This window comes from Microbacterium sp. NPDC055599 (assembly GCF_053618975.1).
On record NZ_JBSHIM010000019.1, the window covers coordinates 21,745 to 45,688 of the forward strand.

23 protein-coding genes are annotated in these 23,944 nt (G+C 71.0%); 16 read left to right on the forward strand and 7 right to left on the reverse strand.

Translation table 11 applies throughout. The annotated features are described in order from the left end of the window. Window positions 1-61 precede the first annotated feature (61 nt). From ACWGQ1_RS16365 to ACWGQ1_RS16390, 6 genes are all read left to right on the forward strand, one after another. On the forward strand, window positions 62-916 hold the full coding sequence (locus ACWGQ1_RS16365; protein WP_205812600.1) for a carbohydrate ABC transporter permease: 855 nt from the start codon (window positions 62-64) through the stop codon (window positions 914-916). Next, complete coding sequence (locus ACWGQ1_RS16370; RefSeq protein WP_247637826.1) at window positions 913-1,818, forward strand: carbohydrate ABC transporter permease; 906 nt, start codon at window positions 913-915, stop codon at window positions 1,816-1,818. Before ACWGQ1_RS16365 ends, ACWGQ1_RS16370 begins: the two co-directional genes overlap by 4 nt. Window positions 1,819-1,867: 49 nt before the next feature. After that, on the forward strand, window positions 1,868-3,199 hold the full coding sequence (locus ACWGQ1_RS16375) for an ABC transporter substrate-binding protein (protein WP_452313367.1): 1,332 nt from the start codon (window positions 1,868-1,870) through the stop codon (window positions 3,197-3,199). 10 nt (window positions 3,200-3,209) lie between these two features. Then, a complete protein-coding gene (locus tag ACWGQ1_RS16380) occupies window positions 3,210-4,619 on the forward strand; it encodes a BNR-4 repeat-containing protein (RefSeq protein ID WP_378802866.1) in 1,410 nt (469 codons plus the stop codon). Window positions 4,620-4,684: 65 nt separating this feature from the next. Beyond that, window positions 4,685-6,946 carry an FAD-dependent oxidoreductase gene (locus ACWGQ1_RS16385; RefSeq protein WP_452313368.1) on the forward strand — a complete coding sequence of 754 codons (2,262 nt, stop codon included), beginning with the start codon at window positions 4,685-4,687 and terminating at the stop codon, window positions 6,944-6,946. A gap of 68 nt (window positions 6,947-7,014) precedes the next feature. Further along, complete coding sequence (locus ACWGQ1_RS16390; RefSeq protein WP_240744503.1) at window positions 7,015-7,902, forward strand: LacI family DNA-binding transcriptional regulator; 888 nt, start codon at window positions 7,015-7,017, stop codon at window positions 7,900-7,902. 11 nt (window positions 7,903-7,913) lie between these two features. On the opposite strand, the gene ACWGQ1_RS16395 is transcribed toward ACWGQ1_RS16390, so the two are convergent. After that, window positions 7,914-8,723, reverse strand: a complete 810-nt coding sequence (locus ACWGQ1_RS16395) for a DeoR/GlpR family DNA-binding transcription regulator (RefSeq protein ID WP_136029496.1) — start codon at window positions 8,721-8,723, stop codon at window positions 7,914-7,916. A gap of 107 nt (window positions 8,724-8,830) precedes the next feature. Between ACWGQ1_RS16395 and ACWGQ1_RS16400 the strand changes: the two genes are divergently transcribed. The 9 genes from ACWGQ1_RS16400 (at window position 8,831) to ACWGQ1_RS16440 (ending at window position 16,629) form a co-directional block, all read left to right on the forward strand. After that, complete coding sequence (locus ACWGQ1_RS16400; RefSeq protein WP_452313369.1) at window positions 8,831-9,805, forward strand: acetylxylan esterase; 975 nt, start codon at window positions 8,831-8,833, stop codon at window positions 9,803-9,805. A gap of 132 nt (window positions 9,806-9,937) precedes the next feature. Then, window positions 9,938-10,513: a glucose-6-phosphate isomerase family protein gene (locus tag ACWGQ1_RS16405; protein WP_206252559.1), complete on the forward strand. Its 576-nt coding sequence runs from the start codon at window positions 9,938-9,940 to the stop codon at window positions 10,511-10,513. A 9-nt stretch (window positions 10,514-10,522) separates the two neighbouring features. Next, window positions 10,523-12,013 carry a xylulokinase gene (xylB, locus tag ACWGQ1_RS16410; RefSeq protein WP_136035453.1) on the forward strand — a complete coding sequence of 497 codons (1,491 nt, stop codon included), beginning with the start codon at window positions 10,523-10,525 and terminating at the stop codon, window positions 12,011-12,013. Then, window positions 12,013-12,978, forward strand: coding sequence for a phosphoglycerate dehydrogenase (locus ACWGQ1_RS16415; RefSeq protein ID WP_206252555.1), 966 nt, complete (start codon window positions 12,013-12,015; stop codon window positions 12,976-12,978). The genes xylB and ACWGQ1_RS16415 overlap by 1 nt, the downstream gene beginning before the upstream one ends. Then, window positions 12,975-13,934, forward strand: a complete 960-nt coding sequence (locus tag ACWGQ1_RS16420; RefSeq protein WP_452313370.1) for a shikimate dehydrogenase family protein — start codon at window positions 12,975-12,977, stop codon at window positions 13,932-13,934. The genes ACWGQ1_RS16415 and ACWGQ1_RS16420 overlap by 4 nt, the downstream gene beginning before the upstream one ends. After that, window positions 13,934-14,902, forward strand: a complete 969-nt coding sequence (locus tag ACWGQ1_RS16425) for a phosphotriesterase family protein (RefSeq protein ID WP_452313371.1) — start codon at window positions 13,934-13,936, stop codon at window positions 14,900-14,902. The genes ACWGQ1_RS16420 and ACWGQ1_RS16425 overlap by 1 nt, the downstream gene beginning before the upstream one ends. Window positions 14,903-14,950: 48 nt before the next feature. Next, window positions 14,951-15,247, forward strand: coding sequence for a putative quinol monooxygenase (locus tag ACWGQ1_RS16430; RefSeq protein WP_136029484.1), 297 nt, complete (start codon window positions 14,951-14,953; stop codon window positions 15,245-15,247). 78 nt (window positions 15,248-15,325) lie between these two features. Beyond that, window positions 15,326-15,868: a hypothetical protein gene (locus ACWGQ1_RS16435; RefSeq protein WP_452313372.1), complete on the forward strand. Its 543-nt coding sequence runs from the start codon at window positions 15,326-15,328 to the stop codon at window positions 15,866-15,868. Window positions 15,869-15,951: 83 nt separating this feature from the next. Beyond that, the gene (locus ACWGQ1_RS16440) at window positions 15,952-16,629 is read left to right on the forward strand and encodes a hypothetical protein (RefSeq protein ID WP_452313373.1); all 678 of its coding nucleotides are present in this window, start codon (window positions 15,952-15,954) and stop codon (window positions 16,627-16,629) included. A gap of 125 nt (window positions 16,630-16,754) precedes the next feature. Here ACWGQ1_RS16440 and ACWGQ1_RS16445 read toward each other — a convergent pair whose 3' ends face one another. The 5 genes from ACWGQ1_RS16445 to ACWGQ1_RS16465 form a co-directional block, all read right to left on the reverse strand. After that, complete coding sequence (locus ACWGQ1_RS16445) at window positions 16,755-17,309, reverse strand: VOC family protein (protein ID WP_136029480.1); 555 nt, start codon at window positions 17,307-17,309, stop codon at window positions 16,755-16,757. 126 nt (window positions 17,310-17,435) lie between these two features. Then, window positions 17,436-18,440, reverse strand: a complete 1,005-nt coding sequence (locus ACWGQ1_RS16450) for an ABC transporter substrate-binding protein (RefSeq protein WP_136029478.1) — start codon at window positions 18,438-18,440, stop codon at window positions 17,436-17,438. Between the two features lie 157 nt (window positions 18,441-18,597). Beyond that, window positions 18,598-19,632 (reverse strand): ABC transporter permease, encoded by a 1,035-nt coding sequence (locus ACWGQ1_RS16455; protein ID WP_205812648.1) that lies wholly within the window; start codon window positions 19,630-19,632, stop codon window positions 18,598-18,600. Beyond that, the gene (locus ACWGQ1_RS16460) at window positions 19,632-21,134 is read right to left on the reverse strand and encodes an ATP-binding cassette domain-containing protein (protein ID WP_452313374.1); all 1,503 of its coding nucleotides are present in this window, start codon (window positions 21,132-21,134) and stop codon (window positions 19,632-19,634) included. Before ACWGQ1_RS16460 ends, ACWGQ1_RS16455 begins: the two co-directional genes overlap by 1 nt. Before the next feature lie 190 nt (window positions 21,135-21,324). Next, window positions 21,325-22,194, reverse strand: a complete 870-nt coding sequence (locus tag ACWGQ1_RS16465) for a TIM barrel protein (RefSeq protein WP_452313375.1) — start codon at window positions 22,192-22,194, stop codon at window positions 21,325-21,327. A gap of 186 nt (window positions 22,195-22,380) precedes the next feature. On the opposite strand from ACWGQ1_RS16465, the gene ACWGQ1_RS16470 reads away from it, so the two are divergent. Continuing rightward, window positions 22,381-23,382, forward strand: a complete 1,002-nt coding sequence (locus tag ACWGQ1_RS16470) for a LacI family DNA-binding transcriptional regulator (RefSeq protein WP_378802876.1) — start codon at window positions 22,381-22,383, stop codon at window positions 23,380-23,382. A 129-nt stretch (window positions 23,383-23,511) separates the two neighbouring features. Here the strand turns inward: ACWGQ1_RS16470 and ACWGQ1_RS16475 are convergent, their stop codons facing one another. Then, window positions 23,512-23,931: an RbsD/FucU family protein gene (locus ACWGQ1_RS16475; protein ID WP_136044849.1), complete on the reverse strand. Its 420-nt coding sequence runs from the start codon at window positions 23,929-23,931 to the stop codon at window positions 23,512-23,514. Window positions 23,932-23,944: the final 13 nt, after the last annotated feature.

The window sequence follows — 23,944 nt, forward strand, 5'->3', positions numbered from 1 at the left end:
AGAACAGACCATTTCCTCACAGATAGGAACAGGTCGCCGCCCCCGTCGCCTCTCCGACGGGATGTTCGCGCTCCTCCTCACGGCCCCCGGCCTCGCGCTCCTCGCCGCGGTCGTCGTGTACCCGCTCATCACCGCGCTGATCACCGCGTTCTACAAGCAGAGCCTCGTCGAACCGGGACGCGAGTTCGTCGGCTTCCAGAACATCGTCGACGTCCTCACCGGGGAGTTCGTCCAGCTCCTCGTGCAGACCCTCGTCTTCACGCTCGGCACGACCATCGCGCCGTTCGTCATCGGCTTCGGTCTCGCGCTCGCCCTCAACACGCGCATCCGCGGTGCCAAGGTGCTGCGCGGCCTCATGCTCATCCCCTGGCTGATCCCGGGCGTGGTCGTGTCGTTCCTGTGGATGTGGATCTTCAACGCCAACTACGGCGTGCTCAACGCGGCCCTGGAGACCGTGGGACTCATCGACTCCCCGCAGGCGTGGCTCGCCAACCCCACCACCGCCATGATCGCCGTCATCGTCGCGAAGACCTGGCAGTCGTTCCCCTGGATGATGGTCATGCTCCTCGCCGGCCTGCAGACCGTCCCGATCGAACTGCACGAGGCCGCGGAGATCGACGGCGCCGGGACGATCCGCCGCTTCTTCTCCATCACGGTCCCGCAGATGAGCGGCATCATCGGGCTCGTGATCCTGCTGGAGTTCATCTGGAACTTCCAGCACTTCGACATCATCTACGTCCTCACCGGCGGCGGCCCCGCCGGCTCCACCCAGACCTTCGCCACGGCGGTGTACGAGACCGCGTTCGACGGCTTCGACCTCGGTCACGCCGGCGCGATCGGGCTCCTCTGGATGGTCCTGCTGATGGCGCTCGTCGTCGTCTACGTCCGCCTGTCCGAGAAGGGAGAGAAGCGATGACCGCCGTGCTGACCGAGGAGACGGTGACCGCCGTCGCCGCCCCGCCCGCTCCCCCGCGGCGCCGCCGCACCCGCGCCGACCGCCGCGCCTCCACCATCAGTGCCTGGATCGCCGTGGTCGTGTTCGGCGGGTTCGCGCTGCTGCCCGTGTACTGGCTGCTCGCGACCTCCCTCACCCCGCGCACCGAGGTGTTCAGCTACCCGCCCAAGCTCTTCCCCACGGAGATCACCTTCGAGGCCTATGCCGCGCTCGCGAACAACCCCGCGCTGTTCGGCTACCTCCGCAACAGCATCGTGGTCTCGGTCATCACCGCGATCCTCTCGGTGCTGGTCTCCGCCTACATGGGCTACGCGTTCTCGAAGTTCCGCTACCGCGGGCGCCGCAGCCTCATGTACTTCGTGCTGGCCTCGCAGATGTTCCCGCAGGCGCTGCTGCTCATCACCCTCTACGCGGTGTTCTCGGCCTACGGGCTGCTGAACACCTACACGGCGCTGGTGCTGTCGTTCACCACTTTCACGCTGCCGCTGTGCGTGTGGATGCTGAAGGGCTTCTTCGACACGATCCCGGACGAGCTCATCGAGGCCGCCCGCGTCGACGGCGCCTCCCGGATGCGCATCATCCACTCGATCGTCCTGCCGCTCGCGGCCCCCGGCCTCATCGCCGCCGGACTGTTCGCGTTCGTCCGCGGCTGGAACGACTTCATCTTCGCCCTCACCCTGGCCGGACCCGACAAGCAGACCCTGCCGCCCGGCCTCGTCAACACGTTCATCGGCGAGGCGTCGACCGCCTGGCCGGAGCTCATGGCGGCCTCGCTCGTGGTCTCGCTCCCCGTGGCCATCGCGTTCATCGCCCTGCAGCGCTTCCTCGTCGGCGGTCTCACCGCCGGCGCGGTCAAGGGCTGACCCGCACCACCCCTCACCCGCAGTCCCTCGAAGAAGAGAGAGCACCCCCATGTCCGAGAACACCACCGTCTCCCGTCGCCAGCTCCTCCAGTTCGCCGGGCTCGGCGCCGCCGGCCTCCTGCTCGCCGGCTGCATGCCGAGCGGCGGCGGCAGCGGCTCCACCAGCCCCGCGTCGTCCGCCGGCTCCGCCTTCGGCACCGGCGACTTCACCGCCACCGACTTCTCGTTCTCGAGCTGGTCGCTCACCGAAGAGGCCGCGGCCCCGGCCACCCGCGCCCTGCTGGAGGGCTACACCAGCGCCCAGAAGGTCGGCATCACCGAGGTGTCGTTCCCCTACAACGAGTACTTCAAGCAGCTCATGCTGCAGGTGCGCGGCGGGCAGTTCACGGGCGCCGCCCACGTCGACGTCGCCTGGCTCGCCTCCCTCGCCGCCCTCGGCAAGCTCGAAGACGTCTCGGCGCTCACGAAGGACCGCGGCTACACGGCCTCCAGCCTCGAGGCCACTCAGCTCGACGGCGTGCAGTACGCGTTCCCGTGGACCATCGGCGCGATCGGCCTCATCACCAATTCCGAGATCCTCGACAAGGCCGGCATCTCGCAGTTCCCGACCACGGTCGACGACTTCGAGTCGTCGCTGAAGAAGCTCAAGGGTCTCGGCGGCGGGCTCATCCCCTACGCCGCCTCCACCAAGGCCGCCCAGCTCAAAGACATCCTCATCTGGATGCAGACCTTCGGCAGCGACCTCGTCAAGGACGGCGAGGTCACGATCGGCGACGACGCGAGCATCGAGGCGGTGTCCTGGTACAAGTCGCTGTACGACCAGGGCCTCATCGCCGCCGACGTCGACCGCTTCGACGCCCGCTCCCTGTTCGCGCAGGGGCGTGCCGCCATCTACGACGACGCCCCGGTGGGCCGCGGCTCCGTCACCAAGGACTCGCCGGACCCGGACCTCGCGTCCAAGCTCGTGCCCGAGTCGCGGCCGGTCCTGAAGAAGGTCGACACCCCGCGCGCGCTCGTCTGGGGCGGTGCGATCGCGATCGTCGGCGGAGGCGAGGGCGACAGCGCGCGCACCGCCGCCGACTTCGGGCAGTGGGCCACGAGCGACCTCGACGCCGTGCTCGGCGACTACGAGCTGCGGGGCCTGCCGCCCGTGACCGAAGAGGCCCAGACGTCCGAGGTCGTCTCGTCCGATGCGTTCGGTGCCCGCTTCGCGGAGAAGATCACCGCGACCGCCACCACCAACCCGTTCTGGCAGTTCCCCCAGTACGCGCAGATCGAGACCGCCATCGCCGACCGCGTGCAGGCCGTGCTCGTGGGCCAGCAGAGCGCCAAGGACGCCATGTCCCAGGCCGGCGACGAAGCGCAGAAGCTGCTGGGCTGAGGCCGCCGCCATGTCCTTCCGCTCGAAGACCGGCGCCGCCGTCGCCGCCGTGGTCGCCGCCGTCGCGCTCGCCGTGCCCGCACAGGCCGACGTCACGACCACCACCGTCGAGACCCTGCCCGTCACGGTCGACAGCTCCAACCAGTCCGGCTGGTGGAACCCGCTCGTCGTCGTCGGCGACCGCACCTTCTTCGCCTACAACGTGCCGGGCTCGGTCGCCGCGAAGCACCGGGTGAACGTCGCCGTGCGCACCGCGGACGGCACGTGGACCTCGGGGTGCCTGAAGCTCGCCACGGGCGTCTGCGCCGAGTACGACGACGACAACGGCCACAACCAGCCGTCGCTCGCCGTCGACGGGGACGGACACATCCACGCGTTCGTGTCGATGCACCACGAGCCCTGGAAGTACTTCCGCTCCACGACGCCGTTCGACGTCACCTCGCTCGTCGACGTCAGCGCCGAGATGCCCGACGCCGGTGCCGCGATCTCGTACCCGGTGACCGCCCAGGGCGCGGACGGGGACGTATGGCTCATGGTCCGCGTCGGCGCCGACCCGCAGGCCCGCAGGGACGGCGTGCTGTACCACTACGATCCCGCCGTCGGCACGTGGGCCCGCGAGACCGTGATCGCCGCCGCCGTCAACCACTCCTTCTACCCGGACGACCTCGAGGTCGATGCCGACGGCAGGGTGCACGTGCTGTGGGAGTGGGGGCCCTGGCCCGCCGACCCCTACCGTCACCTCGGCTCGTACGCGGTGTACGACCCGGCCACGGGCGGCTTCCGCGACGTCGCCGGCCAGGCCCTGCCCACCCCGATCCGTCCGGACACCCCCGGGGCGGTCGTGTGGCGCGGGTACGAGCAGGGCGAGACCATCGGCGACGCCGTGCCCGCCGTGCAAACCGCGAAGATGGCGATCGCCGACGGCGCGCTGGTCGGTGTCACGTACCGCTACGCCGACACGACCGAGAACGACTTCGACGTGCGCTGGGCCACCTGGAACGGCTCGGCCTGGACGAGCGAGACCCTCGTGGACACCGGCGCCCTCGGCAGCGGCGTGCAGACGATCGCCGCGCTGGACACCACGACCGCGGGCTCCGAGACCCGTGTCTACGCCGTGGTGTCGGTGCAGGACTGCGGAGTGACCCGCACGCAGACGGTGCTGCTGTCGCACACGTCCGGCGCGTCAGGCTGGGCGGTCGAGGCCGTCGGCGACCCGGTCACCGGGCAGCAGCGCCTCCGGGCGGCCACGCGCGATGACGGCACCGATGTGGTGTACCTGAGCGCACCCGCGGTTCCGGGCGGCGGCACCCTCCGCCACGCCGAGGTGCCGCGCGACGGGCAGCAGGGCGGCACCTCCCTCGCCGCGATCGTGTCCGCCCTGCGCGGCGACGCCGGCGGCTGCACGGACACGGGCTCGTGACCACCGCCGCCTCCGCAGCCGCCCTCTGAGCGGCGCCCCCTCTCCCCACCCCCGAAAGGACCCCCATGCGCACCCAGACCGTCGAAGCCGACATCATCGTCGTCGGCGGCGGCCTCGCCGGAGTGAGCGCCGCCGTCGCGGCCGCCCGCCTCGGCCGACGTACCGTGCTGATCAACAACCGGCCGGTGCTCGGCGGCAACTCCTCGTCGGAGGTGCGGGTGTGGGTGTGCGGGGCGACCGCGCACGGCAATCAGCGCTGGGCGCGCGAGACCGGGATCATCGGCGAGATGTACCGCGAAAACCAGTACCGCAACCCCGAGGGCAACCCGGTGTACTGGGACGACGTGGTGCTCGACATCGTGCGCCGGGAGCCCCACCTCACCCTCTTCCTCAACACCGAGGTGCTCGAGGCCGAGGCCACCGGACCCGACGACGCCCGTCGGGTCCGGTCGGTCACCGGGTGGACGATGGGCTCGGAGATCCGCACGGTGTTCCGTGCACCGCTGTTCATCGACTGCACGGGCGACGGCCTGGTGGGGCGCCTGGTCGGTGCGCGGCACCGGCTCGGCAAGGAGAGCAGGAGCGAGTTCGGCGAGGACTGGGCCCCCGAGCAGCCGGTGCGGGAGTTCCTCGGCTCGACGCTGCTGTTCTACACGAAGGACCTCGGGCACCCGGTCAAGTACGTCGCCCCCGAGAGCGCGAAGGACATCTCGACGACGCCGATCCCGTCCTCCCGCATCATCCGCAGCGGCGACAGCGGCGCCCACTACTGGTGGATCGAATGGGGTGGCACGCTCGACATCGTCGACGACAACGAGGCGATCCGCGACGAGCTGCGCTCGGTGATCCTGGGCATCTGGGACCACATCAAGAACTCCGGCGAGTTCGACGCCGACACCCTCACCCTGGAGTGGATCGGGAACATCCCCGGCAAGCGCGAGTACCGCCGCTTCATCGGCGACTACACGCTGCGCCAGCAGGACATCCTGGAGCAGACGTCGTTCGACGACGGCATCGCGTTCGGCGGCTGGTCCATCGACCTGCACCCCGCCGAGGGCATGTACGCGACGGGCGCCGGCGCGGTGCAGCGCTTCTCCGACGGGGTGTTCGAGATCCCGTTCCGGTCGCTGTACTCCGTCAACGTCGACAACCTGCTCATGGCCGGTCGCGACATCTCCGCGACGCACATCGCGTTCGGTGCCGCGCGGGTCATGGCCACCTGCGCCGCGATGGGTGAGGCCGCGGGCACCGCCGCCGCCCTCTGCTATGCGTTCGACGCCACCCCGCGCGAGCTGTACGAGCAGCACCGCGCGGAGCTGCGCCAGACGCTGCTGCGCGCCGACGCCAGCCTCATCGGCGTCGCCAACGAGGACGACTCCGACCTCGCCCGCACCGCGGCCGTGACCGCCTCCAGCACGCTGCGCACCATCGGCACCGCGGCGAGCGCCACCGCGGACGCCGTCCCGCACGCGCTCGTCGAAGACCTCGGCATCGTGGTTCCGGTGCATCCGCGACTGGAGACGACCGAGCTCCTGCTCTCCGCCGAGGCCAACACGCAGGTCACCGTCGAGGTGTGGTCGACGGGTCGCCCGCAGAACGTCGTGCCCGCGCGGCTCGAGCACCGCACCGTGGTGGAGGTTCCGGCCGGCGGACCCTCGTGGGTGCGCGCGGACACCCCGTTCGCCCCGGACGAGGCCCAGAACGCGATCGTCGTGGTGAGGGCCGCCCCCGGCGTGCACGCGCACCTGACGTCTCCGCTGCCGCCCGGCGTGCTCACGCTGGTGCACCGCGTCGACAACGACGACCGCAACGTCGAGGTCGACCGCGACGGCCTGCTGGTGCAGTGGCCGACGAAGCCCCTGCGCGGACGCAGCCCCGTGTTCCGCACGAGCCCGCCCTCGGAGGCGCTGGCCCCGGAGCGGGCGACGTCGGGGTACAACCGGCCCTTCGGCGGACCCCACCTGTGGGCGTCGGACCCCGCGGCGGACGGGCCCGCCTGGCTCCGGCTGGACTGGGAGCACCCCGTCGAGGCCGCGGAGGTGCGTCTGGTGTTCGACGACGACGTCGACCTCGAGCTCAACACGCTGCACCACCACCGCAGCCCCGACGAGGTGATGCCCCCGCTCGTGCGCGACTACCGCGTCGAGGTGCAGGCGCCCGGTGCGGGCGAGTGGCGCGTGGTCGCCGAGGAGCACGACAACCGCCATCGACTGCGGGTGCACCCGCTCCCCGCCGACCTCGGGCCGTTCACCGCGGCGCGCCTCGTGGTGGAGCGCACGAACGGGGCCGCGGAGGCCAGGGTCGTCGCGTTCCGGGTGCAATCGTGACGGAGAGCGCTAACGTGAAGGGCATCCGCCGGCACGGCGGCGACCGTCGTCCCTCCAGGAGGCCGCAGGTGACCACCTCGCCCGGCGGCCGCGTGCTCCCCGCCGCGCGCGCCACCCGCACGGGCCTCATCGCGCTCGCGGTGCCGCACCTGGAGGAGCCCTACTTCGCCGAGCTGGGGTCGCGCATCGTGCGCGCCGCCGATGAGCGCGGTCTCGCCGTGCTCATCGTCCAGACCGAGGGCGACCACGGCCGCGAGATCGACGTCGCGAACGGTGTGGGGCTCCCGCCGATCGACGGTCTCATCCACATCCCGCGCTCCCTCACGGTGGCCGACCTCACCCGCCGCACGTCGCCGGGCCCGCTCGTGCTGCTGGGCGAGCACATCCAGGTGAGCCCGTTCACGCACGTGACGATCGACAACCGCGCGGCGGCGTTCACGGCCACCGAGCATCTCCTGGCGGTCGGCTGTCGTCGCATCGGCTTCGTCGGGCGCCGCGACGCGCGCCCCTCGGATGCGGCGGACCGGCGGCACACCGGATACCTGGAGGCCCTCGCGGCCGCGGGGCTTCCCGCCGACCCCGTCCTCACCGCGCAGGTCGATGCGTTCACGGCGGAGGAGGGCGAGCGGGTGGCGGGCGCCATGGCCGCCGCGATCTCCGACCTCGACGGCCTCGTGTGCTCGAACGACTCGGTGGCCCTCGGCGCCCTCGCTGCCCTGCAGGCGCGGGGGCGACGGGTGCCGGCCGACGTCGCGGTGGTGGGGATCGACGACATCCGCGCCGCGCGCTTCGCGGTCCCCGCGCTCACGACGATCGCCCCCGACCACGAGAAGCTCGTCGATGCCGCGTTCACCGAGCTGGAGCGTCAGATCGCCGCCCCGCCCGGAGCCGACCTCCCGGTGCGGCACGTGACCGTCGATGCCCGGCTCGTCCGTCGGGCGAGCACGGCTCGATGACCGTCGCGGACTCAGTCCGCCAGGGCCGTGGCGAGCGCCCGCTCGTCGCCGGCGTCGCGCGGTGCGAGGTGCAGGGTTCCGACGTGGGCGTCGAGCGCCTCCCTGGCCGCGTCGTCGAGCCCGTCGTCGGTGATGAGACGGTCGATGTCGCTGAGGTCGGCCACCGTCGTGAGACCGACCACGCCCCAGCGGTCGTGCTCGGCGAGCACCACGACCTCGCGGCCGGCGGCCATGAGCGCGCGGTTCGTCTCGGCCTCGAGCAGGTTCATCGTGGTCATGCCCGCCTGCACGTCGAGGCCGTGCGCGTCGAGGAAGACGAGGTCGCAGTGCAGGTGCTCGAGCGCGCGCACGGCCACGGGGCCGACGAGGGCCTGCGACGGCGTGCGGACGCCCCCGGTGAGCACGACGGTCTGCGTGTAGGGCGCGTCGGCGCGTTCGGGCGGCGAGAAGAGGTCGGACACCGGGAGCGCGTTGGTGACGACCGTGAGCTCGGGGACCTGCACGAGCGCGCGGGCCAGGGCGAGCGCGGTGGCTCCCCCGGAGATGCCGACGGCCATGCCGGGCTCCACGAGCGCGGCGGCCGCGGCGACGATCGCGCGCCGCTCGTCCGAGATCGCGGGAGCCGGGAGCAGCCGCTGCGGGCCGCGCACGCGCACGCCCCCGCGGATGCGCTCGACGGCGCCTTCCTCGGCGAGCTGGTCGATGTCGCGCCGCACCGTCATCTCGCTCACCTGCAGCGTGGCGGCGAGTTCGCCGATGGAGGCCGTACCGCGGTCGCGGGTGAGGGCGAGGATGCGCTCGCGTCGCTCCGTGACCAGCACGCGGTCTCCTTCCGGTGGGGCCTCCAGTCTGCCACGCGCCCCCACGGCCCGCCGCGGTCGACGCACCCCCGCCCGCCCCACTCCCGGAACAGGATCCCCGACGTCGCATGACCCTCCCCGAGCCCTACGCCACCTGGTTCCCCGCTGCCGCGTTCGACGGCCGCTACGGACGCACCGAGGCCGACCTCCGCGCGGTCGCGCCCGCGCCCGCGCCGCCGGGGTTCGCGGAGCGGTGGCGGCGCTGGCGCCGTGAGACCGCCGCGGTGGACGCGGCTCCCGTCGTGCTGTCGTCGGCGGTCGAGCACGGGCGGAGGGTGTCGGTGGTCGAGCACAGCGGCGTCGACGGCGTGCGTCTGCGGGCCTGGGTCGTGGAGCCCCTCGACGGGCGACCGCGGGCCGGCGTCGTCCACAGCCACGGCTACGGCGGCCGCGAGGAGGTCGACCTCGCGCGCGTGCCCGAGGGCCTCGCGGCGATCTTCCCGGTCGCCCGCGGCCTCGGCGCCCTCAACGCCGGGGTGGGCGCACCCGAGTCGACCGCGGAGCACGTGCTCGCCGGCATCGACGACCCGGAGCGCTACGTGCTCGGCCTCTGCGCGCGCGACCTGTGGCTGGCGGCCGACGCCCTGTCCGCCCTCGTCGGGGAGCTGCCGCTGTACTACGTCGGTGAGAGCTTCGGCGGCGGCATCGGTGCGCTGGCGCTGCCCTGGGACGAGCGCTTCGTGGGCGCGACGCTCATCGTGCCGAGCTTCGGGCAGTACGACGAGCGCCTCGCCGTGCGGTGCCTCGGCAGCGGCGAGACCGTGCGGCAGCACGTGCGCCGCCACCCCGACGCGCGGGAGGTGCTGCGCTGGTTCGACTCCTCCACGAGCATCGGCTTCGCGCGCATGCCGGTGCGCGTGGAGGCCGCCCTGTGGGACCAGTACGTGCCGCCGCAGGGACAGTTCGCCGTGGCCGCCGGTGCCCGCGAGGTCGAGCTCGCCGTACTCCCAGCCGGGCACGCCGAGTACCCCGGGTGGGCGGCCGTGACGGCGGCGGCGATCCGCGAGGGCCGGGAACATCTGGAGCGCGTGCTCGCCCGGTGAGCGCCCGGAGATGCCGCAGGCGCGCACGCGGGTCCGCGCACGCGAGCACTGGACGCAACCTGTCATAACAGGTACAGTGAGCTTGTCATTACAGGTTGCGCAGCGCCGCAGCATCCCGTCCGAGGAGCATCGATGCCCGAGTACCAGACCCCGCCGATCCCGCCGATGGCCATCGCCTTCGACGCCGAGAAGCTGACGCTCTCCCCCGAGGGCCCCACGCTCACGCGGCGGATGTCCGACCTCGAGGGCCTGTTCCGGGATCACGACGCCTGGGCCGCCTCCGCATCGGGCGACGACCCGGTGGTCTACACCGTCGTCAGCTCCCCCGTGCCCGAGGTCGACCGCGAGCTGCCGCAGTCGATCACGACGATCATGCCCGGCGACACGTCGGGCGAGCTGTGGATGACGAAGGGCCACCAGCACCCCGACCACCAGGGCGAGATCTACCTGGCGCTGAAGGGCCGCGGCGGACTGCTCATGTTCGACGGCGAGCGCACCGAGTGGCTCGACATGCTCCCCGGCACCATCGGCTACATCCCCCCGGGCTGGGCGCACCGCTCGGTCAACACCGGCGACGAGCCCTACGCCTTCCTCGCCGTCTACCCGGGCGGCGCGGGGCACGACTACGGGTGGGTGCTGGAGCACGGCATGGGCTCGCGCGCCTACCGTGCGGAGTCCGGCGTCGACCTGCGCCCGTACGCGGAATAGGCTCCGGCCATGCTGATCGCGCACGACCTCGGCACCACCGGCAACAAGGCCTCGCTGCACCATGACGACGGCCGCCTGATCGCCGCGGTCACGGTGCCGTATCCCGCGCACTTCGCCGCGGGCGGGATCGCCGAGCAGAACCCCGACGACTGGTGGAACGCGGTCGTCGCCGCCACCCGCGACCTGCTCGCACGCACGGCCACCGCGCCCTCCGACGTCGCGGGGCTCGTGGTGAGCGGGCAGATGATGGGCGCCGTGCTGCTCGACGGCGACGGCGAGCCCGCGCGTCCCGCCATCATCTGGGCCGACACCCGCGCCGGGGCGCAGCAGCGCGAGCTCGAGGCCGCGCTCGGCGCCGAGCGGGCGTACGGCATCCTCGGTCACCGCCTGAACCCCACCTACTCGGTCGAGAAGATCATGTGGGTGCGCGACAACGAGCCCGACGTGTGGGCGCGCGTGCGCCGGGTGTGCGTCGCGAAGGACTTCATCGTGCTGCGGCTCACCGGGCGCCTGGCCACCGACCGCTCCGACGCCTCGGGCATGAACGCCTACGACCAGGCCGCCGGCACGTGGTCGAGCGAGGTGCTGGCAGCCGCTCGGCTCGACCCGGCCCTGTTCCCCGAGATCCTGGAGTCGACGCAGATCGCAGGTCCCCTCACCCCCGCGGCGGCCGAGGCCCTCGGCCTGCACACCGGCGTGCGCGTGGTGATGGGCGGCGGCGACGGACCCCTGGCCGCGGTCGGCTCCGGCGTCGTGGCCCCCGAGGACGGCGCCTATGTCTGCCTGGGCACCTCGTCGTGGATCTCGTTCGCGGCGGATGCCCCGCTGCACGACCCGGCCATGCGCACCTTCACGTTCGACAACGTCGTGCCCGGCTCGTTCGTCCCGACGGCCACCATGCAGGCGGGCGGCGCGTCGGTGCAGTGGATCGCGGAGGCGCTGTCGCCCGATCCCGCGCACCCCGAGACCGGGCGCCTGACCGCCGAGGCCTCGGCCGACGTCGACACCGACGACCTCTACTTCCTCCCCTATCTGCTCGGCGAGCGCTCTCCGCTGTGGGATCCGGACGCCCGCGGGGCCTTCGTGGGTCTCGCGCGCCATCACGGCCGGGCGCACCTGGTGCGGGCGGTACTGGAGGGCACCGCGTTCAACCTGCTCACGTGCATCCAGGCGTTCCGGGAGTCGGGCGCCGTGATCGACCGCATCGACGCGGTGGGCGGCGGGGCCCAGAGCGACGTGTACCTCTCCGTGCTCGCGGATGTGTGGGGCGTGCCCGTGCGGCGGCGCACGATCGTGGAAGAGGCGAACAGCCTCGGCGCGGCGGTCACCGGAGCCGTGGGTCTCGGGCTCACCGACTTCTCGGCAGCGCGGGCGCTGAGCGAGGTCACGGCCGAGTTCACGCCCGACCCTGCCCGGCACGCGGTGTACGCCGAACGGCATGCCCGGTTCGCCGACGCCTACACCGCGCTCGCGCCCTGGTTCGCCGGACGGCCGCGCTGATGGGCGTCATCCTCGTCACCAGTCGCTCGTTCTCCGACGGCGACCTCGACCTGGTGGAGCGCGCGGCGCGGGCGGGGCACCGCATCCTCCGCGGGCCCGCGCATCACGACCTCGACGAGCTGCGGTCGCTGCTGCACGGGGCCGACGCGTGGATCGCGGGCACCGGTCCCGTGACCGAGGCGCACCTCGCCGCGGCACCGAAGCTCAAGGTGGTGGCACGCTACGGCGTGGGCACCGAGGCCGTCGATCTCGCGGCGGCCCGGGAGCGCGGCATCCCCGTCACGAACACCCCGGGCGCCAACGCCGACGCGGTCGCCGACCACGCGGTGGGACTCATGCTCGCGGCACTCCGGTTCGTGCCAGACGGCGACCGCCGGGTGCGAGCGGGCGACTGGGGTGTGCGGCGCGGCCGCGAGCTCGGCGCCGCGACCGTGGGCATCGTGGGCTTCGGCCGTATCGGCCAGGGTGTCGCGCGGCGCCTGAGCGGCTTCGGCTCCCGGGTGCTCGCGGCCGACCCGTTCCTTCCCGTCGAGCTCGTGCGGGCGCAGGGCGCGGAGCCGGTCCCGCTCGACGAGCTGTTCCGCGCGGCCGACGTGATCACCCTGCACGCGCCGGGCGGACAGCGGCTGGTCGACGCCGAGCGCCTCGCGGACATGCGCCGCGGCACGGTGCTGGTGAACACGGCCCGCGGCGACCTGGTCGACGAACAGGCGGTGGCCGAGGCCCTGCGCGACGGCACGCTCGCCGGCTACGCGGCCGACACGCTCGACGGCGACACCGCCGCCCACGACAGCCCGCTGCTCGCGGCCGATCTCGTCGACCGCGTGATCGTCACCCCCCACCTCGGCGCGCAGACCACCCAGGCCGTCGACAACATGGGCTCCCTGTCGCTCGACGACGTGATCGCCGTGCTGCGCGGCGCCGAGCCCGCCCACCCCGTGCCCGTTCCCCAGGAGATGCGATGACCACCACCGCCGACACCGCCGCACCCGCCGCGGACACCGCCACCGCCGACTACATGGGGTTCGTGGGCGTGACCACCGCGTCCTCCTCGATCATGAAGGTGTTCCCGCTCTGGGCCGACATCCTCGACCTCCCGACCCGCAGGCTCGTGGGCCACGACCTGCCGATGGACGCCGACCCCGCGCAGTACCGCGCGATGGTGGAGCAGATCCGCGACGACCCCCACCACCGGGGCGCCCTGGTGACCACGCACAAGATGAACGTGTACGCGGCGGCGTCCGACCTGTTCGACGAGCTCGACCCGTTCGCGGTGTCGTGCTCCGAGATCTCCAGCATCGCCAAGCGGGGCTCGCGCCTGTCGGGCCGCGCGAAGGATCCGATCACGGTCGACCTCGCCCTGAACGACTTCCTGCCCGCCGACCACTTCGCCCGCACCGGGGCGGAGGTCGTCATCCTGGGTGCGGGCGGCTCGGGCACCGCGCTCAGCTGGGCCCTCGCGGAGCGCACCGACGCCCCCGCCCGCATCACGGTGACCGCGCGAACGCAGGACAAGCTCGACCACCTGCGCGAGGTGCACCGCCAGCACGGCACCGCCGACGACCTGCTGCGCTACGTGGTGACGGAGACGCCGGAGGAGGCCGATGCGCTGGTGGCGGCGGCGCCCGCGGGTTCCGTGATCGCGAACGCCACGGGGCTCGGCAAGGACCGTCCCGGCTCGCCGCTCAGCGACGCGGTCGTGTTCCCCGCGGGCGCGTACGCGTGGGAGTTCAACTACCGCGGGTCGCTGGAGTTCCTGCACCAGGCCGAGGCGCAGCGCGCGTCGCGCGACCTGCACGTGGTCGACGGCTGGCGCTACTTCATCCACGGCTGGTCGCAGGTGGTGGCCGACGTGTTCGAGCTGGAGCTGACGCCCGAGACCGTGGAGCGGCTGGCCGCGGCAGCGGAGTCGGTGCGCTGATGCCCGTCGTGCGCACGGTGCTCGGCGACGTCGACGCGTCGGAGCTCGGGCGCGTGAACTACCACGAGCACCTGTTCCAGGTGTCGCCGCTGCTGCCGGGCGACGAGCTCGACGACGAGCAGGCGTCGGGCGACGAGGCGGCGGCGCTGCAGACGAGCGGCTTCGACGCGATGGTCGACGCCACGCCGTTCGGGCTCGCCCGGAACCCGGAGGCCGTGGCCCGCATCAGCGCGGCGACCGGACTGGGCATCGTCGCGACCACGGGGCGGCACCGCGAAGCCCACTACGGCGACGACCACCCGATGCAGGTGTGGGACGCGGAGCGGCTGTCCGCACTGTTCGTGGCGGACCTCACCCGCGGCATGCCCGCCTCCGACGACGCGGTGTTCGCCGCACCCGACGTGCCCGTCGCGACCTCGCCCGCGGGCGCCCCGGTGCGCGCGGGGATGCTCAAGGCGGGCATCGAATATTGGCGCATCAGCCCGTTCGAGCGCACGACCCTCGGCGCGGTGGCGGCCGCGCACCGCGAGACCGGTGCCCCCGTCATGGTGCACCTGGAGTTCTGCACGGCGGCGCACGAGGTGCTCGATCTGCTCGCGGCTGAGGGCGTGGCGAGCGATCGGGTGGTGCTCGCCCACGCCGACCGCGACCCCGACCCCGGACTTCACGTGTCGCTCGCGGAGCGCGGCGCCCACCTCGGCTACGACGGCTTCGCCCGTCCGCGCACCCGATCCGACGCGGAGCTGCTGGCCCTGACCGCCGCCGTGGTGGAACGCGGCGCGGGCGACCGCATCGTGCTCGGCGGCGACGTCGCCCGGCGCACGCGGTACATCGCCTACGGCGGGATGCCCGGGCTCGCCTACCTCGGCGACCGGTACCTGCCGCGACTGCGCGACGCGGTCGGCGATGCGGCCGTGCAGCGTATGCTCGTGCACACGCCCGCACGACTGCTCACCCTCGACCACTGAGACCGCGCCGCCCGACGCCGTCTCGTCGCCTCCACCCGAGGAGCCCCCATGACCGAACCCACCATCCTGCACGCCGTCTTCACCGCGAAGCCCGGGGCAGCCGACCGGGTCGCCGCACTCCTGCGGGAGTTCGCCGAGATCGTCCGCGCCGAGGAGGGCAACGTGGTGTTCGACGCCACGCGACTCGTCGACGACCCCGACCGCTTCTTCGTATACGAGGTGTACCGCGACGAGGCCGCGTTCCAGGAGCACCTCGCGGCGTCCGCCGGGGTCCCGTTCAACGCCGCGCTGCAGGAGCTGATCGTCGAGCCGGCCTCGATCCTCACCTTCCTCCGCCGCGTCTGACCCCCTGTCCGAGGTGCGCGCGCGGGCTCCTGTGGACAACCCGGACCGACGCGCCGGCGTTGCACGTACCGTGGCCCGGTGACTCGTCCCCACTCCCTTTCGACGCGCTCCCTCGCCGCCCTCGCCGTCTCCCTCGTCCTGCTCACCGGCTGCACTGCCGATCCGAAACCCTCCCCGTCTCCGACGCCGACCCCGCTGTTCGCCTCGAAGAAGGACGCCTTCGCCGCCGCCGAGGCCACGTATCGCGCCTACAACGACGCCCTGAACCTCGTGGACTTTGCGGACCCACACACTTTTGAGGCCGTCTTTGAGAGAACGACGGGCGACTTCCAAGCAGTGGATCGCAAGAACCTCTCCGTGATGCACGCCGAGGAACTGACAGTCTCGGGCGCGAATACCGTCGTGGCATTTCACCCCCTTCGAACGACGGCCACATACGACGAGGTCCGCGCCCGCATCTGTGTCGACGTCAGCTCGGTCCAGATCGTCGATGCACGCGGAGCGTCCAGAGTGGCGCAGGATCGAGCGCCGATCTATGTGGCAGATGTGACGTTCGTCTGGTCCGACGACGCATATCTGATCTCCCGCGCATCGAAGGCAGATGACTCGTCATGCGGCTGATCGCCTCCGTCGCCTTGGCCTGTTGCCTGCTTGCTTCAGCGTCGGATCACGACGACGGCGAATCAACCGCGGGCACGTCGTTCATGGCAGGCGCAGAGGGACGACAGCTCACCGTCACCGCGACGCAGACCACCCCCGCACCGCGTGGCACCACCGCTCCCCGCGGTCGGAAGAACGGCAGCGCCGCGCCGAAGCCGGCCGACCCGTGCGCCGCCGTGCAGTACCCGTACAAGGCTTCGTGCGGGATCTACGGTGTCCGTGTCACCAGCGCCGACGGCGACCCGCTCACCATCTCGGATCTCGCCCGGTTCGCTCCCGAACCGGTCGCCACGGCGGCCGAGCCGGGTGGGGTCGGGGTCGCCGGGCTTCCGACGAACTTCGTCACCGCCGCGACCGCGCACACGCAGCAGGGCACCATCCTCGACCTGGCCGTCACGGTGCGCTTCACCCCCGTCGCGTTCGACACCACGTTCGGCGACGGCACCAGCGCCACCACCGCCACCGGGGGCCGCACCTGGGCCACCGCCCACCAGCCGCAGTTCACCCCGACTCCGACGAGCCACGTCTACCGCGACCGCGGCACCTACACCGCCGTCACCACGGTCCGCTACACGGCAGAGGTCGACCTGGGCAACGGCTGGTTCCCCGTCGCGGGAGAGCTCTCGGTCGCCGGGCCCGCCCAGAGCATCCGCATCTACGAGGCCACGTCCGCTCTCGTCCGCTACACCTGCGACGAGCAGCCCACCGCAGCCGGCTGCTGACTCCCGTCCGTCGCCGTCGCACGGAGCGTCGAAGGAGACCGCCGGGATGTCCTTCGACCTCCGCTGGGCGGTTCGACTCGGCAACGGGCACCTGCGCGAGGATCAACAACACGGCTGCAATCCCTTCAGCTCGGCAGTCGCGGGTCCCGGAGCGATGCGATCGCCTGGACCAGGCTCTCGTGGATGTAGTCCAACTCCGGCGATGTGAAACTCGACCAGTCCTCGGCGGTGTCGGCGCCATCCGTGGACCAGGCCTCGTCTTCACCGCTCGTGTCGTCGGTCTGCTCCTGGGCGGCGTGCCGGTAGACCCACCAGAGGTTGCCCGAGGGGTCGACGAACCGCGCGAGCGTGTCACCGAAGAAGTCGGTCGGTGTGGTCACGACGCGGGCGCCGAGGGCGACGGCCCGCGCCAGCGTCGCCTCCACGTCGACGACGTACACCTGGAGGAACCCGGGGGTGAACGGCCAGTCCGGCTTGCGGTCGGCGACCGTGATCATCGAGTCCCCGATGCGCAGCTCGGAATGCAGGATCAGGCCGTCGGTGTCGAGCGTTCGCGCCTGGGGCACATCCGAGGCGTCGAAGACCTCGATCACGAAATCGATGATGCGGGCGGCATCGTCGGTCATGAGGAAGGGGTTGACGGTGTTCGACCCGGCAGGAACGGGAGCAGGTGTGGGCATGGTGCATCCTTTCGTTCCGCACAGGATGCCGTGCACCGCGGTCAGATCCTGTCCTGATGATCCTCCCGTCCCGGAAACACGAAGCCCCCCGCCGCAAGGCGAGGGGCTCCGTGGTTCAGCGGGGTGTCACTCGTAGAGCACCGCGGCGATCTTGTCGTCGTCGATGTTGTTCTTGTCGTACCAGTAGGAACCGGTGTCGTAGAACTCCTCGACGTCGTCGCCGTTCGCGGCGTCGTATGCGGCCTGCACGACCTGCGCGCCGATGCCGATCGGGTCCTGCGTGATGGCGCCGGCCATGGTGCCGTCCTTGATCGCGTTGATCTGCGCGGCGCCGGAGTCGAAGCCGACGATGGTGATCTTGCCCTTCTCCAGGCCCAGTTCGTTGACGGCGTTCACGACACCGATCGCGGAGCCCTCGTTGGTGCCGTAGATGCCCTTGAGGTCGGGGTGGGCGGCGATCAGCGTCTTGGCGATGTCGGCCGACTTGAGGTGGTCGCCGTCACCGTACTGGATGTCGACGATCTCGATGTCGGGGTAGTCCGACTCGATCTTCTCGACGAAGCCGTCGCGACGCTCGACACCGGTCGAGTTGATCTGCGAGTGGCCGACGATCGCGACCTGCCCCTCGCCGCCGATCAGCTCGGCCATGTGCTCGGCCGCGAGCGCACCGGCGACCTTGCTGTCGGTCGCGGAGAGGCTCAGGCCCACGTCGCCGTCGCACGGGGCGTCGAAGTAGACCACCGGGATGTCCTTCGACTTCGCCTGCTCGAGCGGGGCGACGCACGCCTCGGGGTCGAGCGCGGCGTAGGCGATGGCGTCGGGGTTCTTGTCGATCGCGGCGGTCAGCATCTCGAGCTGCTGCGCGATCTCGGTCTCCGCGGCGGGGCCCTCGAACGTGATCTTCACGCCGAGCTCCTCGGCCTTCTGCTCCGCACCCTTCTTCACGGCCTGCCAGAACTGGTGCTGGAAGCCCTTCGAGACGAGCGCGATGTACATCTCGCCGTCGCCGCTGCCGCTGCCGCTGCCGGAGCCTTCCTCGATGACGTCGCCGCCACCGCCGGCACAGCCGGCGAACACGAGCGCGGAAGCGGCCACGAGGGCTGCGAAGGCGGTCTTCTTCCCGAATTTCATGAAAACTCCATTGTTTGAGTACGAGCCGGATGGTTCTGTGTGATGCCGGCCAGGGCCGGCTGTGGGACATTCCTGGTGCCTGTGCGGAGGGACTCCGCGGATCCGGCCGGGGCCGGGTGGGGCGGCGGCGGGCACGGGTTTCGCCGCCGCCCTGGTCTCAGGTGCGCTGCCGGTTGCGCAGCGAGTCGAGGAAGACCGCCAGCAGCACGACCACGCCGACGACGATGTTCTGCCACTCGGTCTGGATCGACATGATGCGCAGTCCGTTCACGAGCACGCTCATGATCAGCGCGCCGATCACGGTGCCGAGGATCGAGCCGCGTCCGCCGAGGAGCGAGGTGCCGCCGATGATGACGGCCGCGATGGCCTGCAGCTCGTACCCGGTGCCGATCTGCGGCTGGGCGGAGTCGAGGCGCGAGGCGATCACGATGCCCGCGACTCCGGTGAAGGCCCCGGCGAACATGTAGATGAGGATCGTCCAGCGGCGCGTGTTCACACCGGAGAGGCGGGTGGCCTCCTCGTTCGAGCCGATCGCGAAGGTGTAGCGGCCGAGGAGCGTCTTCGACAGCACCAGCCACGCCACGATCGCGAGGGCGGCCGTGATGAGCACGGCGTTCGGGATGCCGGGGATGATCACGCCGAGGGCGATCTTCTTGAAGTCGGGCGCCGAGGTCGAGAAGTAGATCGGCGCGACGTTCGAGATGACGAGGGCGAGGCCGCCGGCGATCATCATCATCGCGAGCGTGGCGATGAACGGGGGAAGGCGGAGGAACGTGATGTTCACACCGTTGATGAGGCCCATCAGCACACCGGTCGCTATGCCGCCGATCACGCCCAGCCAGACGGGGAGGCCGAGGTTGGTGACGATCACGCCGGTCATCACGGCGCACAGGGCCATGCCGGTGCCGATCGACAGGTCGATGCCGCCCGTGATGATGACGAACGTGGTGCCGAGGGCGAGGATGCCGATGACCGCGGTCGACAGCAGCACGGTGGCGATGTTGCTGAAGGTGAAGAAGTTGGGGCTGGCGATCGAGAAGAAGATGACCAGCACGATCAGGGTGCCGAAGGCCAGCGACTGCTGGAACTGGCGCTTCAGGAATCCGCCGATGTCGCGCTTGTCGGTGTTCTCGTTCACGGCCGTCTGGATGATGGTCGTCGTCGACCCTCCGGGCTGCTGTGGGGTGCTCATCAGTCTTCCTCCCCGTGGGCTGCGAGTTGCATGATCTTCTCCTGGCTGGCTTCCTCGTTGCGGAGCGTCCCGGTGATGCGCCCGTTCGCGAACACGGCGATGCGGTTCGCGACGCGCAGGATCTCGGGGAGCTCCGACGAGATGACGATGATGGACTTGCCGCTGTCGGCGAGCTGCTGCATGAGGCGGTAGATCTCCTCCTTCGCGCCGACGTCGATGCCTCGCGTCGGCTCGTCGAAGATGAGGATGTCGCAGTCGCGCATCAGCCACCGGGCGATGACGACCTTCTGCTGGTTCCCTCCGGAGAGCAGCTTGACGACCTGGTTGACCGAGGGGGTCTTCACGCGCAGCTGCTGCACGTACTCCTTGGTGCGGTTCTTGGCCTTGCCGTCGCCCATCCAGCCGATGCCGTTGGCATAGCTGCCGAGCGAGGCGAGCACGGTGTTGAACGTGACGTCCTGTTCGAGCATGAGCCCGAGCAGCTTGCGGTCTTCGGAGAGGTAGCCCACGCCGTGCTTGACCGCGTCGGCGGGCTGGGCGATGCGCGCCTGGCGCCCGCCGATGGTGATGGTGCCGCCGTCGCGGTGGTCGGCGCCGATCACGGCACGGGCGGTCTCGGTGCGTCCCGCGCCCATGAGGCCGGCGAACCCGAGGATCTCGCCCTTGTGCAGCTGGAACGACACGTCTTTCAGGAGGGCCTTCGTCGACAGCCCCTGCACGTCGAGCACGACCGGGTCGTTCAGGTGCTCGCGGGCCTGCGGGCGGGTCCCCTCGTCGATCACGCGGCCGACCATCATCTCGATGATCTTCGGGATCGTGATCTCCGCCTTGTCGAGTGATCCGATGTATGTGCCGTCGCGGAGGACGGTCACGCGGTCGGCGAGGCGCCGCAGCTCGTCCATCCGGTGCGAGATGTAGACGATGCCGGTGCCGCGCGCCTTGAGCTGCTCGATCAGCACGAACAGCGTCTCGACCTCGCTGTCGGTGAGGGCCGAGGTGGGCTCGTCCATGATGAGCACCTTGGCGTTGAACGACAGCGCCTTGGCGATCTCGACCATCTGCTGCTCGGCCACCGTGAGCTCGCCGACGAGCTGTCGCGGGTTGAGGTGGATGCCGAGGCGCTGGAGCAGCTCCGCCGTCTGCGTGTTGAGCTTGCGCTCCGACAGGAACGGGCCGGTCGTGGGCTCGCGGCCGACATAGATGTTCTGGGCGACGGTGAGGTCGGGCATCAGGTTGAGCTCCTGATGGATGATCGTGATGCCGAGCTCCTGCGCCTGCAGCGGGCTGGTGAGCTCGACCTCGCGGCCCTCGAACGTGATGGTGCCCTCGTCCTTGGTGTAGATGCCGGAGAGGATCTTCATCAGCGTGGACTTGCCGGCGCCGTTCTCTCCCACGAGCACGAGCACCTCGCCCTCGCGCACCTCGAGGTGCACATCCTTCAGCGCCTGCACGCCGGGGAATCCCTTGCTGATCCCCTCGACCCTGAGGATGGGTCCACTCATGCGCTCACCTGCTTCCTTGGAGGTCGTCTCGCGATTGGCGGATCATTCCGCCGTAAACATCGGATCAATTCTGCGTCCTGCACCCGGGCTGGTGCAAGTTGTATCTAAATGTATCTAAAGATCATTCGATCGGGAAGACCTGTAATAACATCTTGATCTCGACCGAGGATCCCGTCGCCGCTGACCCGGCTCAGTGCAGCCGGATCGAGTCGACCGCCACGAGCTTGTCGCGGATATAGGCGTTGGCGTGCGCGCCGAGCTCGTCGTTGTCGGTCCAGAGGTTGCGCCAGATGCCCAGCATGCGACTGAGGTCGGGAGCGACCACCGCCGACGAGAACGACTCGAAGACGATCGGCCCGTCGTAGCCGATGCGGCCGAGCGCCTTGAAGAACGTGTCGAAGTCGACCGTGCCGGTGCCCAGATACCCGCGGTGGCTCTCGCCGATGTGCACGTACCGCAGCGCCGGAGCCGCGTCGAGCACCGGGGCGAACATGTCCGACTCCTCGATGTTCATGTGGTACGTGTCCAGGTGCACGCCGAGGTTCGGGCGGTCCACCTCCGCCAGGTACGCCAGGGCCTGCCGCGCGGTGTTGAGCACGTTGGTCTCATAGCGGTTCACCACCTCGAGCGACACCGCGACCCCGCGCTCGGCGGCGTGGTCGGCGACCCGGGCGATCGTGCGACGGCTCGACGCGAGCCCCTCCGGTGTCACCGGGTCCATGTACTTCTGCATGGCGCTGTAGATCACGCCGCAGAAGTGGGTCCCGCCCAGCTCGGCCAGCACGTCGACCGCGCGCAGCAGCAGCGCCTCACCGGCCGCGACCACATCCGGGTCGGAGCTCGTGACGTCGGTCTCCGCGGAGAGCCCGAGGGAGGCACTGACCGCGAGACCGTGCTCGGCGAGGGCGCCCTTCGCCGCCGCGACGTCGAACGTGAACGGGTCCATCAGCGGGAACTCGATCAGGTCGAACCCGGCCTGCTTCGTCTTCTCCACCGCGAGGCGGATGCCGTCGGCGTCGAAGGTTCCGGTCCAGACGAGTCCGTGACAGCCGATGTTCATGAGACCTCTCCCGGCGGGTGTGCGGCACCGTCGCCGTCCGGACTTGGCACGTTCCAATTCCGGGTTCGACACACGTTAGGTCCGACGGCGACGGCCTGTCAAGAACTTTCTTGGCACGTTGCAATCCCTCGGCTAGCCTGGTGTCGCCGCCGGGGTCGCCTCGGCCCGTATCGACGAAGGAGACCGATGCCCGCCAGCGTGAAAGACGTGGCCGCCCTCGCCGGCGTCTCCTCCTCGACGGTCTCCAACTACCTCAACCACCCCCACGTGCTCGGGGAGGGCAGCCGGGAGAAGGTGCGGGCGGCCATCGAGCAGCTGGGCTTCGTACCGAACGAATCGGCGCGGCAACTGCGGGCGGGGTCGAGCAAGGCCCTGGCACTGATCCTCCTCGACGCCTGGCTGCCGTACTTCCACGAGCTGTCCCGCGGTGTCGACGACGTGGCGCGCGAGGGCGGCTGGTCGCTCTTCTTCAGCAACAGCGACCGGGATGCCGACCGCGAGCAGCGCAACATCGACATGTTCGAGGCGCATCGCGTGCAGGGCATCGTCATCTACCCGCTCGGCGACGTGGTGCCGCGCCTGGAGCGACTCGCCGATCGCGGCATCCGCTCCGTCGTGGTCGGGCCGATCCGCGAATCCGCCACCGTCGCCTCCGTGCTGTTCGACGACCGCGCGGGCGGACTGCTCGCCGGCGAGCACCTCGTCGACCTCGGGCGGCGGCGCATCCTCTTCCTGGGCAACCCCGCGGTGACCGAGTCGAACGACCGCCTGGCGGGACTGCGCGACGCCACGGCGGGCACGGGCGCGGAGGTCGAGGTGCGGGAGGTCGGGCACCTCGCCACCGAGGACGGACTGACCGCGGGGGCAGAGATCGTGGCGCAACCCGCGGACGAACGGCCCGACGCGATCTTCGCCGCGAACGACATGGTGGCGCTCGGCGTGCTGACACAGCTGCTGCGGCACGGCATCCGCGTGCCGGAGGACATCGCGCTGGTCGGCTTCGACGACGTGGCCGAGGCGCACCAGAGCGTCGTGCCGCTCACGAGCGTCCGCCAGCCCGGCTACGAGATCGGTCGCGCGGCCGGTGCAGCGCTGCTGGCTCAGCTCGCCGACCCCGCGGCTCCCCCGCCCGCGACCCCGCCGTTCCCCGCCGAGCTCATCATCCGCGAATCCACCCGCGGCCGCTGACCCGCATCACACCGCACGCACCGTGGGCGCCGGATCCGGGTCACACCTCCGGAGAAGGGGCGCGTCCGGCGCCGGTAGCGCGCGGGAGGCCGGGTGTCCCCGCTGTTCCCCTGAGTTGTGAGCCGATCGTCAGGCGGAGGGGTGGCCGACGACGCCCTTGCGGAGCAGCGCGTTGCCGTACTTGCGGGTCTCGCCCGTGCGCACCAGGAGATACGCGTCCTTCGCGACGTCGTAGTACGCGAAGCGCTCCACGAACCGGGTCGTGTCGACCGCCGTGCCCGCCGCGTCCATGAGCTCGCGCTGCACGTCGAGCACCTCGCCGTCGGCCGACGCCATCAGGTCGAGGCCGGGCGCATCGTCGAGGGGCAGCACCGTGCGGATCGCCGCGACGACCTCGGGCGTCGTCGTGCCGGGGAGGTCGACCACCCGGGCGCCCAGCCCCCACGCGGGGAAGTGCGCATCGGCGACGACCACGGCGTCGGAGTGCCCCATGCGGTCGAGGTGCAGCAGCAGTTCGCCGGTCAGCAGCGGGTGGATTCCTTCGAGCACGAGGGCTCCTCTC

What these genes read in the sequence shown, in the direction of transcription:
- ACWGQ1_RS16365 (WP_205812600.1), top strand. Translation starts at nt 62, where the DNA reads ATGTTCGCGCTCCTCCTCACGGCCCCCGGCCTCGCGCTCCTCGCCGCG.
- ACWGQ1_RS16370 (WP_247637826.1), top strand. Translation starts at nt 913, where the DNA reads ATGACCGCCGTGCTGACCGAGGAGACGGTGACCGCCGTCGCCGCCCCG.
- ACWGQ1_RS16375 (WP_452313367.1), top strand. Translation starts at nt 1,868, where the DNA reads ATGTCCGAGAACACCACCGTCTCCCGTCGCCAGCTCCTCCAGTTCGCC.
- ACWGQ1_RS16380 (WP_378802866.1), top strand. Translation starts at nt 3,210, where the DNA reads ATGTCCTTCCGCTCGAAGACCGGCGCCGCCGTCGCCGCCGTGGTCGCC.
- ACWGQ1_RS16385 (WP_452313368.1), top strand. Translation starts at nt 4,685, where the DNA reads ATGCGCACCCAGACCGTCGAAGCCGACATCATCGTCGTCGGCGGCGGC.
- ACWGQ1_RS16400 (WP_452313369.1), top strand. Translation starts at nt 8,831, where the DNA reads ATGACCCTCCCCGAGCCCTACGCCACCTGGTTCCCCGCTGCCGCGTTC.
- ACWGQ1_RS16405 (WP_206252559.1), top strand. Translation starts at nt 9,938, where the DNA reads ATGCCCGAGTACCAGACCCCGCCGATCCCGCCGATGGCCATCGCCTTC.
- xylB (WP_136035453.1), top strand. Translation starts at nt 10,523, where the DNA reads ATGCTGATCGCGCACGACCTCGGCACCACCGGCAACAAGGCCTCGCTG.
- ACWGQ1_RS16415 (WP_206252555.1), top strand. Translation starts at nt 12,013, where the DNA reads ATGGGCGTCATCCTCGTCACCAGTCGCTCGTTCTCCGACGGCGACCTC.
- ACWGQ1_RS16420 (WP_452313370.1), top strand. Translation starts at nt 12,975, where the DNA reads ATGACCACCACCGCCGACACCGCCGCACCCGCCGCGGACACCGCCACC.
- ACWGQ1_RS16425 (WP_452313371.1), top strand. Translation starts at nt 13,934, where the DNA reads ATGCCCGTCGTGCGCACGGTGCTCGGCGACGTCGACGCGTCGGAGCTC.
- ACWGQ1_RS16430 (WP_136029484.1), top strand. Translation starts at nt 14,951, where the DNA reads ATGACCGAACCCACCATCCTGCACGCCGTCTTCACCGCGAAGCCCGGG.
- ACWGQ1_RS16440 (WP_452313373.1), top strand. Translation starts at nt 15,952, where the DNA reads ATGGCAGGCGCAGAGGGACGACAGCTCACCGTCACCGCGACGCAGACC.
- ACWGQ1_RS16445 (WP_136029480.1), bottom strand. Translation starts at nt 17,309, where the DNA reads ATGCCCACACCTGCTCCCGTTCCTGCCGGGTCGAACACCGTCAACCCC.
- ACWGQ1_RS16450 (WP_136029478.1), bottom strand. Translation starts at nt 18,440, where the DNA reads ATGAAATTCGGGAAGAAGACCGCCTTCGCAGCCCTCGTGGCCGCTTCC.
- ACWGQ1_RS16455 (WP_205812648.1), bottom strand. Translation starts at nt 19,632, where the DNA reads ATGAGCACCCCACAGCAGCCCGGAGGGTCGACGACGACCATCATCCAG.
- ACWGQ1_RS16460 (WP_452313374.1), bottom strand. Translation starts at nt 21,134, where the DNA reads ATGAGTGGACCCATCCTCAGGGTCGAGGGGATCAGCAAGGGATTCCCC.
- ACWGQ1_RS16465 (WP_452313375.1), bottom strand. Translation starts at nt 22,194, where the DNA reads ATGAACATCGGCTGTCACGGACTCGTCTGGACCGGAACCTTCGACGCC.
- ACWGQ1_RS16470 (WP_378802876.1), top strand. Translation starts at nt 22,381, where the DNA reads ATGCCCGCCAGCGTGAAAGACGTGGCCGCCCTCGCCGGCGTCTCCTCC.